Source organism: uncultured Corynebacterium sp. (genome assembly GCF_902782855.1).
Classification (GTDB): domain Bacteria; phylum Actinomycetota; class Actinomycetes; order Mycobacteriales; family Mycobacteriaceae; genus Corynebacterium.
Genome location: NZ_CACZOO010000279.1, coordinates 1 through 15,870 on the forward strand (window position 1 = coordinate 1; position 15,870 = coordinate 15,870).

The following is a 15,870-nucleotide window of genomic DNA, read 5'->3' on the forward strand; positions in this document are numbered from 1 at the left end:
GGAAGAGCAGGCCGGGGACCCCGGAGAGGGCGGACGCCTTGACCGTCTCCCCGTCGACGGCGACCTTCGTGCCGAAGGTGATGTAGAGACCCGCCTCTACGACGCAGTCATCGCCCAGTGAGATGCCCACGCCGGAGTTCGCCCCGAGCAGGCAGCGCTTGCCGATGGAGATGACCTCCTTGCCACCACCGGACAGGGTACCCATGATGGAGGCGCCCCCGCCGACATCTGAGCCGTCGTCGACGACCACGCCGCCGGAGATCCTGCCCTCGACCATCGAACTGCCCAGGGTGCCGGCGTTGAAGTTGACGAATCCCTCGTGCATGACGGTGGTGCCCTCGGCGAGGTGGGCGCCGAGGCGGACACGGTCGGCGTCACCGATGCGCACACCGGTGGGCAGCACGTAGTCGACCATGCGGGGGAACTTGTCGACCGAATAGACAGTGACGCGACCACGGGCGGAGAGCTTCGCCCGGGTCGCCTCGAAACCCTCGACGGCGCAGGGGCCGAAGTTCGTCCACACGACATTCGTGAGCGTGCCGAAGACACCGTCGAGGTTGCAACCGTGGGGTCGCAGGGCGCGTCCCGAGATGAGGTGCAGACGCAGGTAGGCGTCGGCGGCGTCCGCCGGGGCGACGGACAGGTCGGTGATGACGGTGTGGACCACGGTGCGGTGGACGCCGCGGTCGGGGTCGGCGTCCTCCAGGTGGGTCAGGTCGAGGGGCTCGGCGGGGGCGGCCCCGAGGCCGAACTCGGGGTACCACACGTCCAGGACGGTGCCGTCAGTGGTCAGGGTCGCGATGCCGGTTCCGTAAGCAGAGGTCATGGCACCACAGTGTAGCGGGGGAGGCCACCGTCACTGCTGCGTGGTCTCCCCGCTGCGGTCCGTCAGGGAATCGTCGGCGAACCGGTCGTGGTCACGGGTGACCCAGAAGCCCACGGCCGAGAGCAGTCCGAAGGCGATGACCACGGTGACGACCTGCTGACGGGCGGTCTCGTCGAAGAGCATGAGGACGGTGAGCGCGGCCAGGGCGACGAGGGTGACCACCGGCAGGACCGGCCAGAACCACATCCTCAGCTTCAGCGACCCCTCCCTCTCCATCACCGGACGCAGCTTCAGTTCTGAGAGCGCGATCATGATCCAGATCACCAGCAGTGAGCCACCGACGGCGTTGAAGAGGATGTTGATGAGGTCCGCCGGACCCCAGATCTGCAGTCCTACGGAGATGAAGGCGAAGACCAGGGAGCAGGCCACCGCGGCGATGGGGACCTTCTGGGAGGAGGTCTTCCGGAACACCTTGGGGGCGGTGCCCTGCCAGGCGAAGGAGTACATCAGCCGCGAGGTGGCGTAGATCTGCGCATTGAAGGCGGAGAGCAGCGCCAGCACGATGACGACCTCCATGATGCCGACGATGGCAGGCACATCGGCGATACGCAGTACCCGGGTGAACGGGGAGTCTGCAGCATCCTCGGCCTGGTCGAGGGTGGACCGGTCCAGCAGCGCGGTGATCACCACGACGGCACCGAGGTAGAAGACCATGATGCGCCACACGACGGCGCGCACCGCGGCGGTGATCGCCTGGGCGGGTTTCTCCGACTCGGCGGCGGCGATCGTGACGATCTCGATACCGCCGAAGGCGAAGGCCACGGCCAGCAGTCCCGCGGAGATGCCCGAGATCCCCTCCGGGGCGAAGGGGGTGAAGTTCTCGGTGCCGACAGCCTCGTGGCCGGGCAGCCACCCGAAGATCAGCAGGACGCCGATGACGAGGAAGAAGATGATCACCGCGACCTTGATGAACGAGAACCAGTACTCGAACTCGCCGAAACCGCGCACGGCGAAGAGATTGACCACGGTGAACAGGACGACGCAGACCAGCCCGGGGATCCAGCCCTCCACCCCGAACCACGCGCCCATGATCGCCCCGGCGCCGGTGATCTCGGTACCCATCACCATGATGAGCATGAACCAGTACAACCAGCCCAGGGAGAACCCCGCCCAGCCGCCGAAGGCGTGCCTGGCGTAGGTTGCGAAGGTGCCAGAGGCGGGGCGGGCGGCCGCCATCTCGCCGAGCATCCGCATGACGAAGACGACGACGATCCCGGCGACGACGTAGGAGACGAGGACGGCGGGGCCGGCGGCCTTGATGCCGACACCGGTGCCGAGGAACAGGCCGGCGCCGACGGCGGAGCCCAGCCCCATCATGGTCAGGTGACGGGTCTTGAGACCGTGCCCGAGTTCTCCCCGGGTCTCTGCTGTGGTGGCGGTCTCCGACACAGCCGACGCTGCGGAACCGTCCGGTGAACTACTCATGAATAGTCATTCTGGCACAGTACCGCTGCCACGCCCCGCACCCGGCACCTCTACAGTGGTGGTCACGATGGACGACACGACCGCGCAGACCCCGCATCCTGATCCCATGCTCGACCTCACACTCGACCCGGTGGCGCTCACCGCCGCCCTCGTCGACATCCCCAGCCGGTCCCGTGAGGAGACCGCGATCGTCGACGCCCTGGCGGACGGACTCTCCCGGCTGGGCCTCCCCGGGGTGACGGTCGACCGGCGGGGCAACACGGTCATCGCCCGCACCCATCGCGGACTGCCCACCCGCGTCGTCCTCGCGGGGCACATCGACACGGTCCCGCCGGCGGACAATCTGCCGTCACGTCGCGGACCGGACGCCACGGGCGCCGACTGCATCCACGGTCTCGGCTCCGTGGACATGAAGTCGGGTGACGCGGTGTACATCCACGCCTTCGTCACGCTGGCGTCCTCCGACGACCTCGTCCACGACCTCACCCTGGTGCTCTACGACGGTGAGGAGGTCGCCGCACGCCACAACGGCCTGAAGAAGGTCGCGGACACCGAACCGGACCTGCTGAGCGGCGACGTCGCCCTTCTCGGGGAGCCGTCGGGTGCGGTGATTGAGGCAGGTTGCCAGGGGACGCTCCGGCTGAAGGTCACCGCCCACGGCACCCGCGCCCACTCCGCCAGGGCGTGGCTCGGCGACAATGCCGCGCACCGGCTCTCTCCGGTGATCGCCAGGGTGGCGGCCTACGTGCCCCGCGACGTCGACATCGACGGATGTGTCTACCGGGAAGGGCTCAACGTCGTGCGTCTGGAGTCCGGCGTGGCGACCAACACGATCCCCGATGAGGCGTGGCTCTTCGTCAATTTCCGCTTCGCCCCGGACCGGTCAGGGGAGGAGGCTCTGGCGCACACCCTGGAGATCCTCGGCGTCGGTACGCCCGACGCCCCGGCTGAGGGCTTCTCGCTGGAGATCGACGACCTGTCCCCGGCCGCCCTGCCGGGTCTGAACCGCCCCGCCGCAGCGGCACTGGTCGCCGCCACCGGCGGCAACGTGCGTGCGAAGTACGGGTGGACCGATGTCGCCCGTTTCTCCGCCCTGGGCATCCCCGCGGTGAACTTCGGCCCCGGTGACCCGGGCCTGTGCCACACCCCCCAGGAGAACTGTCCGGTCGAGATGATCACGACCGTCAGTGACCAGCTCATCAACTACCTCACCACCCCTGCATGACCCGAGAGGACCCGACATGGCACCGATTCGACCGAACGACCCCGCCTCCCACGCCTTCACCTTCCAGGGGCCGGTGATGAGGCGCGGTGAAGCGCGACGGATCGCCCCGACCACGACCACCGACCAGCGGCTGCTCGGTGAGCAGTCGGACGCAGACTGGCTGCACACCGACCCGTGGCGGGTGATGCGGATCCAGTCGGAGTTTGTCGAGGGTTTCGGCGCACTGGCGGAGATCCCGCGCGCCGTCACGGTGTGGGGTTCGGCCCGCACCGCCGAGGACCACCCGTGGTACCGGTCGGGGGTCGAGACCGGACGCCTGCTCCACGAGGCGGGCTACGCGGTGATCACCGGTGGCGGCCCGGGCCTCATGGAGGCGGCGAACCGGGGCTGTGCCGAGGCGGGGGGACTGTCTGTCGGGCTGGGCATCGAGCTCCCGCACGAACAGGGTCTCAACGACTGGGTCAACCTGGGTCTCAACTTCCGCTACTTCTTCGTCCGCAAGACGATGTTCGTCAAGTACGCCCAGGCGTTCATCTGCCTGCCCGGCGGCTTCGGCACCCTCGACGAGCTTTTCGAGGCCCTCGTCCTGGTGCAGACCGGGAAGGTCAGCGAGTTCCCGATCGTCCTCGTCGGTACCGACTACTGGGAGGGCCTCGTCGGCTGGATCCGTACCCGGATGCTCGACGAGGGGCTCATCAGCGCCGGGGACCCCGACCTGATCTACCTCACCGACGACCCGGCGGACGCCGTCGCCCGGGTGGTCGCCGCCCATGCCGGCGGTCCGCTGGGCTGAACGTCCCGTCAACCTCCGGCGACCACCCGGTGAGGTAGGCTGACCGGCATGTACCTGCTCATCACCGTCATCGCCGCGCTGCTGGTGGGGCTCGTGCTCGTGGCGCTGGTCCAGACCACGTTCGGGCTCCCCGAGGAGCCTCCGGGCCGGCCTGACGGTGCAGGGGAACCCCGGTTCCGGGTGGTGCGCCGCGGCTACGACATCGAGGAGGTCGACCGCTACCTCGACACCCTCGAGTACAGGAGCACAGCACGCGAATGAACACCACGACCCCCACTCTCACGTCCGGGGACACCGTCACCGGTTCCGAGGTCATCGGCTGCCGCATCGTCGTCAGCGCCGCACCGACCACCGTCGTCCGGCCCGCCGCCGACGGCGTGTGGGAGGCCCACGTCCCGGATCATCCGGTCGAGCTCACCGATTTCGCGGACCTGTCCGAGGACAGTCGTCTCGGTGACGACGGATGGCGGGACGCGGGGGACCGGTTGATCCGCCGGCTCACTGCACTGCTCGCCGTCCACCCGGTGAAGGCGAAGCGCCACCTGGTGCAGGTCGGTGTCCCGGCGACCACCACCCGACGTAACCTGCGCAACCTGGCCCAGGGGCTGGTCGGTGCGGGGCATCCGCCGCTCACCGGGGGGGTCGACGCAGTCCCGGCTGTGCGGGACATCCGGGTCGACCTGTCCACCGTCCCCGCCGGTGTCGTCGCCGTCGCGGACCGGGAGCTCGCGCTCGGTGGGGAACTCGGCCGAGCCGCAGCCCTGGCCGAGGCTCTCGGCGCGGTGCCGGACGGGTCCATGACACCGGACTGGTGGCGCCAGCAGACGCGGGCGCTGTTCCACGGCCGCCCCGGGATACGGGTGAAGGTCCGCACCGACGAATGGCTGGAGCGTAAGGGCTTCGGCGGTCTCCGGACCGCCAGCGCGGCCCCGGAACAGGCCGCCGGGCTCGTGGAAGTCACCTGGGACCCCGCCGCCGCGGACGGGGAACTCACCGACGACCGCCCGGACGCCGTGCTCGTCGGTGGGGCGGTGGTTCCCGCGGTGCTCAGCGCACTGTCCCACCTGCACTCACCGCAGAAGGTCATCGGTCTCGTCCCGGTGACCGGGCGGCTCGCGGATCTGCGGCCCGCGTTGACGGGCCGTCCTGCGGAGATCGTCACCCACGTCGGGGGGAGCACCACCACCCTGCACCTCACCGGAGACACCACCGGACGGGCGGAGACCATCGCCCGACTGGCCACCGCCGACGCCCTGGCCTACGGGGCGCAGCGTCACCGGCCGCGCCGGATCATCAGTGCCGGGCCCACCTCCACCGGAGCCAAGGTCGCCCTCGGCACACGTACCGGGGCACTGTTCACCGGGGACCCGGTCCTGGCCCGCCGTCTCACCCTTCGTGGTGCGAAGGTGGGGGAACGGTGGTGGCCGCTGCCGCTGCCGGCGGAGATCGCGCCGGAACCCGATGGGCCTGACCTCCTCCGTTCGGCGCTGTACCTCCGGGGGTTCACCGGGGATGTCCCGCACATCCACCTGGACACCGCCGGTCCCGCCGCAGCCGTGACCCCGCCCGGCGACACAGTGACCGGGGTCACCGGTTTCCCGGCACGTAGCCTTGTAGAGTGGCTGCGTAGATAACCGTCACCGATCGTCACCGATCGGCTTTTCACGAGGAGAATCCCCAACCGTGCTGTCCGATGTCATCGATCTGCTCGCCGATCCGGTCGACGGAACCCCGTTGCGCGCCGGGGACGGGTCCTGGCGGACCGTTGTCTCCGGGTCCGGCCACAGTTACGATGTCGCCCGTCAGGGCTACGTCACCCTCGCCGGTGGTGCCGGCCTGCGCTACACCGGGGACGACGCCGACATGATCACCGCCCGTGAGGCCTTCCTCGCAGGTGGTCATTTCGCCCCCTTCGTCGAGGCGGTGTCCGACGCGGTCGCGGACGTTCTCGAGGACAACCGCCGGACCGAGGCGGACCGTCCGTCTGTCGTGGAGATCGGTGCCGGCACCGGCTACTACCTGGCGCACACACTCGACGCGGTCGCCGGATCGCGGGGAATCGGGATCGATGTCTCGGTCCCGGCTGCCAAACGACTGGCGCACTGCCACCGCCGGGTGGGCGCGGTCATCGCGGACGCCTGGTCCAGACTGCCACTACTCGACGACAGCATCGATGTCATGACCGTCATCTTCGCCCCGCGCAACGCCGCCGAATTCGCACGTGTCCTCACCCCCGAGGGGCAGGTCGTCGTCCTCACCCCGGACGCCGGACACCTCGCCGAACTGCGGGCGCCGCTGGGCATCATCGACGTCGAGGAGGGCAAGGTCGACCGGATGATCGCCCAGGCGTCCGGCTACCTGGTCACGGTCGGTGAGCCGGAGCGTCTCGAGTTCGTGATGAACCTGGACCAGGCGTCCATCGCGGCCCAGATCGGGATGAGCCCCTCTGCCCGCCACATCCACCCGAAGGTTCTCGCCGAGCGCATCGCCGAACTCCCTCCGGTGATGGAGGTCACCGCCCGGGCCACCGTGACCCGACTCGCCCGTGACCCCCGCACCCTGGGTTTCAACGGCTCCTAGGCGTCTCGGCGTCTGCGGCGGTCAGATCCCTGTCGGCCAGGGCGGCCTCGGCGATGAGGCGTTCCTGTTCCTCCGGGTCGTCGAGGTGGGCGAGTCGGCGCTGGAGGCGGCGCCCCAGTGACTCCATGGCGGACAGGACACGTGCCCCGGCGGTGGTGTCCACACGGAAGCTCGCGAAGGCGGCGTCCCCGGCGAGGGAACTGGTCAGAGATACCAGCCCGCTGTCGGCGAAAACCTCGCACACCGGGCCGTCGACGAGGACGGTGAGTGTGTCCGAGTCGCCGTCGGCGAGTGCGGCGGTGCGTGTGTCGCCCGACCCGTCGGCGGTTGGTCGGGTGACCTCGACACGGTCCCCGGAATGACGCACGGTCGCGAGAATCCCGTCCGACTCGTCGACCAGGGAGACGGTCACCGCGCCCCGAGAGACGTCGAGCTGAGCGGTGAACACCGCCGCCCGGTCCGTGTACGAACGCACCGCCGCAGGGACACCGACGATGTCCTGGTGCAGATGGCCACCACGCAGGGCGAGAAAACGGGGCACCGACAGACAGTTGGCCCAGGTGCCGGGGTCGGTGTCCGGGAAGGTCCCGACCAGGCCCAGGATCACCGGCTGGGCGCCCTGGACGACCCTGGGGCGGGTGAAGTCGTGGCCGTGGTCGAAAAGCTGGAAGCCGGTCTCCACGGTGAAGACGGTACCGGTCAGGGTTCCGATGAGGTAGCCGGCGTTCTCACCGCCGGTGACGGGGTAGGTGATGAACAGGACGTCACGGTCGGCCCCGGTGATCTCGTCGGTCATGGTGACGATGCGTGGGGCGAACGGACGGCCTCCGGGCACGGTCGCCCCCGTGATCTCCAGCGGCCCGAGCACGGTCCAGTGCTGCCGGTCGGCAGAGGTGAGCACCACGATGTCGGCGGCGGTGTCGTCGGTGAGATCCAGGGCGACCATCAGCCAGTGTCCGTCGTGGCGGATGACGCTGGGGGTGACAAGCGCCGTCACAGGGTGGGCGGTGTCGTCGACTGTCACGGGGCCGAGCCGTTCGACCTCCCGTCGGACGAGACTGGGGTCGTCGGAGACCTCCGCGGAGATGAGGTCGAGGTCGGTGATCCGGGCGCGCTGGATGCGGAAGTCACGTGGCCCACGCCGGTTGTGCGGCAGGTCGGAGCCCCGGACCACGGCGTCTGTGGTGGGGGTGGTGGTCACGAAGAACAGTTCCACGGTGCCGTCGCCGACGGGGACGGAGGACCCTGCCAGACAGTCGGTCTCGTCGCCCTCGGGGGCGAGGACGTCATCGCAGACGTCCCAGCCGTAGGGGAGGCCGGCGGCCACCTGGTGCGCCCACCGTGCACCGGAGTCCGGCGTGGGACGGAACTGGTGGAAGACATGCAGGGCATCGCCCTGTCTGACGGCTCCGGCCGGTGCCTCGAGGACGCCGGTTTCCGCGGTCACATGGAGTTCGGGTCGAAAGCTGTTCACGAACCCCTGTATACCAGGGCTCAGACAGCGGGCGGCGGGACCTGGACCGTCCCGGCCCCACCGGGGGCGGTGTCCGCGCTCCGGTGCCGGCCGCGCCACCATTCCAGGGCGAGCGGGACCACGGACAGCGCCACCAGGGCCACGATGATCAGGTCTACATGGGCGCGGATGAAGTCCACGCCGCCGAGGAAGTAACCCGCGATCGGGATGAGGCAGGCCCAGGCGATCCCGCCGATGATGTTGTAGGGCACGAAGCGGCGTCGCTGCATACCGCTGATGCCCGCGAGCACCGGCACGATGGTCCTGATGATGGGCACGAACCGGGCGAGGATGACCGCGTACGGGCCGCGGGTGGCGAAGAAGTCCTGTGCCTTACCGATCCGCTCCTCACCGATGAGCCGGGCCGCCCGGGAGCGAAGGATCGGCGGTCCCGCCCACCGCCCGATCTGGTAGCCGGTCTGGTCGCCGAGCACGGCGAAGACGACCGCCACGAGCAGCAGCTGCCAGATCGGGAACACCGGGTCGTCGCCACCGGTGAACAGTCCGGCGACGAAGAGCAGTGAGTCCCCGGGCAGGAAGAAGCCGATGAGCAGGCCGGTCTCGGCGAACAGGACCAGGGCGATACCGATCAGGCCGAAGCTGGCGACGATGTGCTCGACGTCGGTGATGCTGTGGTAGAAGTCGATGATGGAATCCACCGGGGGAACCATAGCACCGTTCAGCGTCGGGTGATCACTGTCATCCCCGCACCCAGTGGCAGCCGCGCGGTGGACACGGTACCCGCGTCCACCAGATCCCGCAGGTGGGACTCGGCGGCGCGGGCGGCCCCGGTCTGCCGGTCGGTGCGTGACGGATCGCCCGGGGCACCGTCGAGGAGGGAGTCCAGGAGGACGAGGACACCACCGGGGCGTAGTGCCGGCAGGGCGGCGTCCACCGCGGCGGAGAGGAGCTCGGGATCCACGTCGGTGACGATGATGTCGTAGGAGTCCGCCGCCAGACGCCCGATCCCGTCCAGCGGAGCGGAGGGCACGAAGCGGAAGGCCGTCGGCCGCAGCCCGAGTGAGGTGAAGGCCCCACGTGCGAGCTTCTGGTGCTGGACCTCGGGGTCGATGCAGGTGACGTGACCGCCGGGTTCCCCGTCGACACCGCGGAACCCCGCGAACAGGTGCAGGCCGATCACACCGCAGGCGGGGGACATCACCACGGCGGCGGGCTGGGCCGAGCCGGCGCTGCGTGCGGCGAGGAACGAGAGGAACTCGCCGGTGGCGGCGTCCGGGTACAGCAGTCCGAACTCGGCGGCGGCGGTACGTGCCCGGTCGAGGACGTCGTCGGAGGCGGCGGTGCCGTTGATGTAGGTTCGCACGGCGTCAAGGGCGGATCCGGTGTTCACATTCACAGGTGCCAGCTTAGGGGCCGTCCCCGCCGGCCCGGGGAGGAGGTGCCGGCGAGTCGGGGTGACGGGGGTACATTCGGTGGGAACAGGTCCCCCCGCGGGGCCCGCCGGGGTTCACAGCGAATCTTCAGCCCACGTGGACCGTGCCACAATCCCGGTGTCCCAGAATGGAACCCATGACCCCCCACACGTCCCCTCTGCCCACCTCCGGTGCCGGCCCCGACGGCGAATCTGTCGGCGGCACCGGGGCCTTCGACCGTGGGGAAGCAGGTATGCCCGGTTGGGGTGAGCTGGTCTCTGAGCACGCCGACGGTGTGTACCGGCTGGCCTACAGTCTCTCCGGCAACCGTCAGGACGCCGAGGATCTCACCCAGGACACGTTCATGCGTGTCTTCCGTTCCCTGAAGAACTACCGGCCGGGCACTTTCGAGGGCTGGCTGCACCGGATCACCACCAACCTCTTCCTCGACATGGTGCGCCACCGGTCGACGGTGCGGATGGAGGCCCTGCCCGAGGACTACGAGCGTGTCGCCGGCGAACACCCCGGACCTGAGCGGGTCTTCGAGTTCAACCACCTCGACCCTGCGCTGAGCCGCGCGTTGGACGATCTGTCCCCCGAGTTCCGGGTGGCGGTGGTGCTCTGTGACGGGCTGGACCTCAGCTACGAGGAGATCGCTGACACACTCGGACTGAAGATGGGCACGGTGCGTTCCCGGATCCACCGGGCGCGGGCGCAGCTGCGGGCCGCGCTGGACCGTACCTCCGGGGAGCTGAGCTATGTGGCCGGGAAGTGACGTCGGTCATCTGACCACTGAGGCGATCGCGGCACTCGTCGACGGGGAACTGGCCCGCGGTGCCGAGGACCGCGCGAAAGCACACCTGGTGCACTGCGGTGAGTGCCGTGAGGAGGTCAGGGTGCAGCGTCAGGCGTCGGCGCGGATGCGCAGCCAGGCGGGGACGATGTCGGAGGTCCACGCCCCGGGGCCGCTCCTCGAACGGCTCACCGGCATTCCGGCGTCCTGCCGGGACGGCGACGCCGCCTCCGGCGAGGCCGACGGGCACGGTTCGGTGGGCGTCGACGGCTGTCGACGGCCGGAGTCACTGGGGGACCGGGTGTCCACCTCGGTGCGTCGCCTGCTGCGCGTCTCGCAGACGGGGCGGGGTCGGCGGTAGAATCACCTGCGTCAGGGCACGAGACAGGAAGTCAGGTGGAACGCGGTGTTCTCCAGCGTCGGATGGGGCGAGGTCTTCGTCCTGGTCATCGTCGGCATCATCGTGGTGGGGCCGGAGCGGCTGCCCCGGATCATCACCGATGTGAAGGCGATGATCCACGCCGCCCGTAACGCGATCTCCTCGGCGAAGGAGGAGTTGGGCGGTGAGTTCACGGAGGACCTCGAGGACTTCCGTAAACCCCTCTCGCAGATCAACGAGATACGGCGGATGGGTGCCCGGGGTCTGGTGAGCAAGGCCCTGCTCGACGACGACCCCGAGTTCTTCCGGGATATCGAGGCCTCGGCCCGCGGGGTGAGCGAGGCTGCCACTGGTGGTAGCCCGTCGTCTACGGCGCCGACCGGACCCGCATCGGCGCCGCCGGCCGCTCCCAGGCCCTCTGTACCGCCCACGCCGCCCACGCCGCCGACGTCACCGGCGTCACCGGCGGGAGCGTCCGGTACCGGTGCCGGGGACAGCACCGCCGCCGACCCCGGGCGGAGCGGCGGCGGTGCGGACTGGGGTGCGATGGACGACGGCGACGTGCTCTGACGGTCCCGCGATCAGTGGTAGGGGGAGCGGTCGGTCAGCGGACCGTCAGCTGCGGGTGACACCGAGGTTCAGCGACCGCCCCGCCAGGGACTGTCGACGGGTGACGAGTTGGTCGGCCAGCTTCCCGAGAGCGACCCCGGACGGCGAACCAGGCTGAGACACCGCGATCGGGTTTCCCACGTCACCGCCGATGCGCAGATCCGGGTCCAGGGGGATCGACCCCATCAACGGCACCGGTGACCCCGTGATCTCGGAGAGTCGGTCGGCGACATGCTGTCCACCGCCGGAACCGAAGACATCCAGGACCGTGCCGTCAGGGAGCACCATCCCGGCCATGTTCTCGATGACACCACCGATGCGCTGCCGGGTCTGCTGGGAGATGGACCCGGCACGTTCAGCCACCTCGGCGGCTGCTGCCTGCGGGGTGGTCACGATGAGCAGTTCGGCGTTCGGGACCAGCTGCGCGACCGAAATCGCCACATCGCCGGTACCGGGCGGCAGGTCGAGCAGAAGCACGTCCAGATCACCCCAGAAGACGTCGGAGAGGAACTGCTGGATCGCCCGGTGCAGCATCGGACCGCGCCAGATGACAGGGGAGTTCCCCTCCAGGAAGTGCCCGATGGAGATCATCTTCACGCCGTGCGACTGCGGCGGGATGATCATGTCGTCCACCTGGTTCGGGCGGGCCGTGGAGCCCATGAGGTGGGGCACGGAATGACCGTAGATGTCGGCGTCGACGACACCGACATTGAGCCCGCGCGCGGCCAGTGCGGTCGCCAGGTTCACGGTGACGGAGGACTTGCCGACGCCACCCTTACCCGACGCCACGGCGTAGACACGGGTCGTTGAATCAGGCCGGGCGAAGGGGATGACGGGCTCGGTGGTCGTGCCGCGAACCTTGAGCCGCAGTTCACGACGCTGCTCATCGGTCATCACGTCCGTGGTGACAACGACCTTCCGGACGCCGTCGACGCTCTCGGCCGCCTCCCGGGTGCGCTCGGTCAACGTGGACTTCATGGGGCAGCCGGCGATGGTGAGGTAGATCTCGACGGCGACCTCGTCCCCGTTGACGGTCACGGACTTCACCATGCCCAGATCGGTGATGGGGCGGTTGAGCTCCGGATCCTCAACCGCCGACAATGCGCTGCGGACAGCGTCTTCAGTGACAGTAGACATCAGCACGCCATGCTACCACCCGTCGACGACGGATCAGCGGGGTCGGTCAGGCGGGCCGTCGGAACGGCTGTCGTCGTCGTGTTCGCGGTCCTCGAGCTTGTCCTCTATCCGGTGGAGCAGGTCCGTGAGGTCGTCTAGTTCATGGCGCAGGTAGTCACGGGTCACGTTCTCACCCACGGCGATACGCAGTCCGGCCAGCTCGCGCGCCAGGAACTCGGTGTCCGCCTTCGTCTCCGCCGCACGGCGCCGGTCCTCGTTGAGCGAGACGCGGTCCCGGTCGTCCTGGCGGTTCTGTGCCAGCAGGATCAGCGGTGCGGAGTAGGCGGCCTGCGTGGAGAATGCCAGGTTCAGCAGGATGAAGGGGTAGGGGTCCCAGTTCCACCACATGCCACCGACATTGAGCAGCACCCAGACGATGACGAAGACGGTCTGCCAGAGCAGGTACTTCCCGGTACCGAGGAAACGGGCGACCCGTTCGGCGCCGACGCCGATGGCGTCCCCGTCGAAGGAGAAGAGCTTCCTCCGTCGTGCCCCGGTGGGGGTGTCCAGCTCGGTGCGGGTGTAGTTGTCCGGCACGGGTCCTCCTTCGCGCAGTGGTCGTGCAGTGGTCGTGCAGTGGTCGTGTAGCGGGCGGGCCGTGATCATACGGCGGTCGTGCGGGGTCAGGCAGGGGAACGGTGGTCCCGCCAGTCATGGTCTCGCCAGTCCTCGGGGAGGAGATCATCGAGCAGGTCATCGACGGCCACGGCGCCGAGCAGATGCTGGTTGTCGTCCAGAACCGGTCCGCACACCAGGTTGTAGGTGGCGAAGTAGCGGGCGGCGGTCTCGATCGAGTCACCGGTACGCAGGGCGGGGAGATCGAGGTCGAGGATACCGCCGATCAGTGTCGACGGCGGTTCACGCAGCAGCTTCTGCAGATGCACACAGCCCAAATAGCGGCCCGTCGGGGTGGCCTGGGGCGGACGCACGACGAACACCAGGCTGCTCAGCGCCAACGGAACCTCGGGGTTACGGGCATGGGCGAGCGCCTCGGCCACGGTCGCCTGTGGGGTGAGGATCATCGGCTCGGGGGTCATCAGGGCACCCACGGTGTCCGGGGAGAAGTCCATGAGACGACGGACCGGCTCGGACTCCTCGGGGTCCATGAGCTCCAGGAGGACGTCGGCCTTGTCATCCGGCAACTCACCGAGCAGGTCGGCGGCATCGTCCGGGTCCATCTCCTCGAGGATGTCCGCGGCACGTTCGATCGTCAGGGTGTCGAGGATCGCGGTCTGCTCGTCGTCCGGAAGTTCGGCGAGGACGTCCGCCAGCCGCTCGTCGGCGAGTTCGCCGGCGACCCGGTAGCGACGGTCGACCGGCAGGTCGTGCAGCGTCTGTGCGACATCGGCGTTACGCATCTCCTTGAACTCCGCGATGAGCTCGGCGTCCGCGTCCTGAGGCCCGGCACCGGACGCGGACAGTCCGTGGACGTGGGTGAAGGGGATGACCGTCGGTGAGGTCCGGCGGCCAAGACGGCCACGGGTGATCACCGCGACCCGGCTGATGTCCCATTCGCGGGTGCGGGTGAACTCGAGTTCGACATCTGAGATCTCCACCGCGCGTCCGGAGAGATGATGGTGCTCGGGATCATCGATGTGGACGCGGGCCCCGATGAGATCGTCCATCACGGTGACCTCACCGGAGCGGGACTTGAACGGCCGCAGGCTCACCGAACTGGTGTTCATCGTCACCTCCTTCGGGTCGATGGAGGCGATCCGGAGCATGGGCAGGAAGATCCGACGTTTTCCGGCGACCTCGACGACGAGGCCCAGGGCACGCGCGCGCCGCGCACGGATACTCACGACCACATCCCGGACACGGCCCACGGACTCCCCGTCGGCGCCGAGCAGGATCATCCCGGCCAGGCGGCCGGCGAAAACGCGGGAGGCACTCATAGAGCAGAGGATACTGGACGCCCCGTCGCCGCCGGAAGCGGTGCAACCACCGGACCGCCGGTCAGTTGCGTCAGAGCCACCGGTTGTGCCGGAACAGAGCGATGAGACTGACACAGAACAGCACCATGATGGCGATGACCAGCGGATAGCCGAAGGACAGGCCGAGTTCCGGCATTCGTTCGAAATTCATTCCGTAGATACCCGCGATCAATGTCGGCACCACCGCCACCGCCGCCCAGGCGGACATCTTGCGCATGTCGGTGTTCTGCTGCAGCGAGATCTTCGCCGCTGCGGCGTCCACCAGTGAGGTCAGTCGCTCGGCGTAGTTCCCGATCCGGTCCGCGGCGAGGATCTGGTGGTCGAGGACGTCACGGAGGTAGTTGCGGCTGTCGTCCACGAAGTGGTCGTGATCGGTGACCAGGAGTTTCAGTGCGACCGTCAGAGGGTCGATGGCGTGCCGGATCTCCAGCACCTCGCGCATCAGCAGGTAGATCTCTTCGATGGAGAACCCGATGGCCGGGGCGAAGACGGTGGTCTCCATCGCACTGACGTCATCCTCGAGCCGGAGACTCACCTCAAGGTAGTGGTCCACGATCTCGTCGGCCAGGGTGTAGAGCACCGTCTGCGGCAGAAACACCCGTTCCAGGTTCTCCGTCAGCCGCTCCGAGGGGTCCGGGGTCGCCCCGTGACCCACGGTGACCACGAAATCAGCACCGAGGATGACCTGTACCTCACCGGTGGTGACGTCCGGCGTGAAGCCGTTGCCGGCGTCGCCCGGGGTGTAGTTGACGGTGCGGAGCACGAACATGAGCTGACTGTCGTAGCGCTCCAGCTTCGGTCGCTGATGCGCGGCGACCGTGTCCTCGACGACCAGATCGTGTATACCGAACACGTCTGCCACGTGGCGCATGAAAGTGCCGTCCGGCTCCGTGACGCTGACCCAGCAGAAATCGCCGTCCCGCAGGGACTCCCGTGCGTGCAGCAGTCCGTCGCCGTCCCCGACGGCGGCCGGGTCGAACCGTTCGACACGACCCTCGCCACCGGCGCGGTAGACGGTGCAGCGGGCATCCACGGTGGGGGCGGTACGGCTCATGGTGACAGTCAACCAGATACTCCCGTGACGAGGCCCGTGACGAGGCCCCGCGCTGTGACGAAGCGAACCGGTGCACCTCCGGCACAAGTGACTATTCTGGACGGGACGGACTCAGCTAACCGAGGGAAGG

General features: G+C 68.7%; 17 protein-coding genes. 8 read left to right on the forward strand and 9 right to left on the reverse strand.

Going from position 1 to position 15,870, the window contains the following annotated elements; genetic code table 11:
* Both dapD and QZV72_RS11355 read right to left on the reverse strand, forming a co-directional pair.
* On the reverse strand, positions 1–826 hold an 826-nt coding region (gene dapD / locus QZV72_RS11350; protein ID WP_297008559.1), incomplete at its 3' end, for a 2,3,4,5-tetrahydropyridine-2,6-dicarboxylate N-succinyltransferase.
* Between the two features lie 30 nt (positions 827–856).
* The gene (locus tag QZV72_RS11355; RefSeq protein ID WP_297008561.1) at positions 857–2,311 is read right to left on the reverse strand and encodes an amino acid permease; all 1,455 of its coding nucleotides are present in this window, start codon (positions 2,309–2,311) and stop codon (positions 857–859) included.
* A 67-nt stretch (positions 2,312–2,378) separates the two neighbouring features.
* Between QZV72_RS11355 and dapE the strand changes: the two genes are divergently transcribed.
* The 5 genes from dapE (at position 2,379) to QZV72_RS11380 (ending at position 6,909) form a co-directional block, all read left to right on the forward strand.
* Positions 2,379–3,536 (forward strand): succinyl-diaminopimelate desuccinylase, encoded by a 1,158-nt coding sequence (gene dapE, locus QZV72_RS11360; protein WP_297008563.1) that lies wholly within the window; start codon positions 2,379–2,381, stop codon positions 3,534–3,536.
* Between the two features lie 76 nt (positions 3,537–3,612).
* A complete protein-coding gene (locus tag QZV72_RS11365; RefSeq protein ID WP_297008605.1) occupies positions 3,613–4,329 on the forward strand; it encodes a TIGR00730 family Rossman fold protein in 717 nt (238 codons plus the stop codon).
* A 48-nt stretch (positions 4,330–4,377) separates the two neighbouring features.
* Positions 4,378–4,590: a DivIVA domain-containing protein gene (locus QZV72_RS11370; RefSeq protein WP_297008565.1), complete on the forward strand. Its 213-nt coding sequence runs from the start codon at positions 4,378–4,380 to the stop codon at positions 4,588–4,590.
* The gene (locus QZV72_RS11375) at positions 4,587–5,963 is read left to right on the forward strand and encodes an aminopeptidase (RefSeq protein WP_297008567.1); all 1,377 of its coding nucleotides are present in this window, start codon (positions 4,587–4,589) and stop codon (positions 5,961–5,963) included. Before QZV72_RS11370 ends, QZV72_RS11375 begins: the two co-directional genes overlap by 4 nt.
* A gap of 49 nt (positions 5,964–6,012) precedes the next feature.
* Positions 6,013–6,909, forward strand: a complete 897-nt coding sequence (locus QZV72_RS11380) for a methyltransferase domain-containing protein (protein ID WP_297008569.1) — start codon at positions 6,013–6,015, stop codon at positions 6,907–6,909.
* Here the strand turns inward: QZV72_RS11380 and QZV72_RS11385 are convergent.
* Genes QZV72_RS11385 through QZV72_RS11395 form a run of 3 tightly spaced genes read right to left on the reverse strand, consistent with a single transcriptional unit; the run spans position 6,896 to position 9,779 of the window.
* On the reverse strand, positions 6,896–8,383 hold the full coding sequence (locus QZV72_RS11385) for a hydrolase (protein WP_297008571.1): 1,488 nt from the start codon (positions 8,381–8,383) through the stop codon (positions 6,896–6,898). The genes QZV72_RS11380 and QZV72_RS11385 overlap by 14 nt on opposite strands.
* A 20-nt stretch (positions 8,384–8,403) precedes the next feature.
* On the reverse strand, positions 8,404–9,081 hold the full coding sequence (locus QZV72_RS11390; RefSeq protein ID WP_297008573.1) for a DedA family protein: 678 nt from the start codon (positions 9,079–9,081) through the stop codon (positions 8,404–8,406).
* A 20-nt stretch (positions 9,082–9,101) separates the two neighbouring features.
* Entirely contained in the window at positions 9,102–9,779 is a 678-nt protein-coding gene (locus tag QZV72_RS11395; protein ID WP_297008575.1) for an O-methyltransferase, read from the reverse strand.
* A gap of 173 nt (positions 9,780–9,952) precedes the next feature.
* On the opposite strand from QZV72_RS11395, the gene sigE reads away from it, so the two are divergent.
* Genes sigE through tatB form a run of 3 tightly spaced genes read left to right on the forward strand, consistent with a single transcriptional unit; the run spans position 9,953 to position 11,537 of the window.
* Positions 9,953–10,570, forward strand: coding sequence for an RNA polymerase sigma factor SigE (gene sigE, locus QZV72_RS11400; RefSeq protein WP_297008576.1), 618 nt, complete (start codon positions 9,953–9,955; stop codon positions 10,568–10,570).
* A complete protein-coding gene (locus QZV72_RS11405) occupies positions 10,554–10,949 on the forward strand; it encodes a zf-HC2 domain-containing protein (RefSeq protein ID WP_297008578.1) in 396 nt (131 codons plus the stop codon). Before sigE ends, QZV72_RS11405 begins: the two co-directional genes overlap by 17 nt.
* 45 nt (positions 10,950–10,994) lie before the next feature.
* Positions 10,995–11,537 carry a Sec-independent protein translocase protein TatB gene (gene tatB / locus QZV72_RS11410; protein ID WP_297008582.1) on the forward strand — a complete coding sequence of 181 codons (543 nt, stop codon included), beginning with the start codon at positions 10,995–10,997 and terminating at the stop codon, positions 11,535–11,537.
* A gap of 45 nt (positions 11,538–11,582) precedes the next feature.
* Here the strand turns inward: tatB and QZV72_RS11415 are convergent, their stop codons facing one another.
* The 4 genes from QZV72_RS11415 to QZV72_RS11430 all read right to left on the reverse strand — a co-directional run bounded on the left by QZV72_RS11415 (position 11,583) and on the right by QZV72_RS11430 (position 15,740).
* Positions 11,583–12,716: an Mrp/NBP35 family ATP-binding protein gene (locus QZV72_RS11415; protein WP_297008607.1), complete on the reverse strand. Its 1,134-nt coding sequence runs from the start codon at positions 12,714–12,716 to the stop codon at positions 11,583–11,585.
* A 30-nt stretch (positions 12,717–12,746) separates the two neighbouring features.
* The gene (locus QZV72_RS11420) at positions 12,747–13,289 is read right to left on the reverse strand and encodes a DUF1003 domain-containing protein (RefSeq protein ID WP_297008583.1); all 543 of its coding nucleotides are present in this window, start codon (positions 13,287–13,289) and stop codon (positions 12,747–12,749) included.
* Positions 13,290–13,375: 86 nt separating this feature from the next.
* Entirely contained in the window at positions 13,376–14,647 is a 1,272-nt protein-coding gene (locus QZV72_RS11425) for a magnesium transporter MgtE N-terminal domain-containing protein (protein WP_297008584.1), read from the reverse strand.
* Between the two features lie 70 nt (positions 14,648–14,717).
* Positions 14,718–15,740, reverse strand: coding sequence for a magnesium and cobalt transport protein CorA (locus QZV72_RS11430; protein WP_297008585.1), 1,023 nt, complete (start codon positions 15,738–15,740; stop codon positions 14,718–14,720).
* Positions 15,741–15,870 lie beyond the last annotated feature (130 nt).

What these genes read in the sequence shown, in the direction of transcription:
- QZV72_RS11375 (WP_297008567.1), top strand. Translation starts at nt 4,587, where the DNA reads ATGAACACCACGACCCCCACTCTCACGTCCGGGGACACCGTCACCGGT.
- QZV72_RS11430 (WP_297008585.1), bottom strand. Translation starts at nt 15,740, where the DNA reads ATGAGCCGTACCGCCCCCACCGTGGATGCCCGCTGCACCGTCTACCGC.
- dapE (WP_297008563.1), top strand. Translation starts at nt 2,379, where the DNA reads ATGGACGACACGACCGCGCAGACCCCGCATCCTGATCCCATGCTCGAC.
- QZV72_RS11365 (WP_297008605.1), top strand. Translation starts at nt 3,613, where the DNA reads ATGAGGCGCGGTGAAGCGCGACGGATCGCCCCGACCACGACCACCGAC.
- QZV72_RS11355 (WP_297008561.1), bottom strand. Translation starts at nt 2,311, where the DNA reads ATGAGTAGTTCACCGGACGGTTCCGCAGCGTCGGCTGTGTCGGAGACC.
- QZV72_RS11425 (WP_297008584.1), bottom strand. Translation starts at nt 14,647, where the DNA reads ATGAGTGCCTCCCGCGTTTTCGCCGGCCGCCTGGCCGGGATGATCCTG.
- QZV72_RS11370 (WP_297008565.1), top strand. Translation starts at nt 4,378, where the DNA reads ATGTACCTGCTCATCACCGTCATCGCCGCGCTGCTGGTGGGGCTCGTG.
- sigE (WP_297008576.1), top strand. Translation starts at nt 9,953, where the DNA reads ATGACCCCCCACACGTCCCCTCTGCCCACCTCCGGTGCCGGCCCCGAC.
- QZV72_RS11405 (WP_297008578.1), top strand. Translation starts at nt 10,554, where the DNA reads ATGTGGCCGGGAAGTGACGTCGGTCATCTGACCACTGAGGCGATCGCG.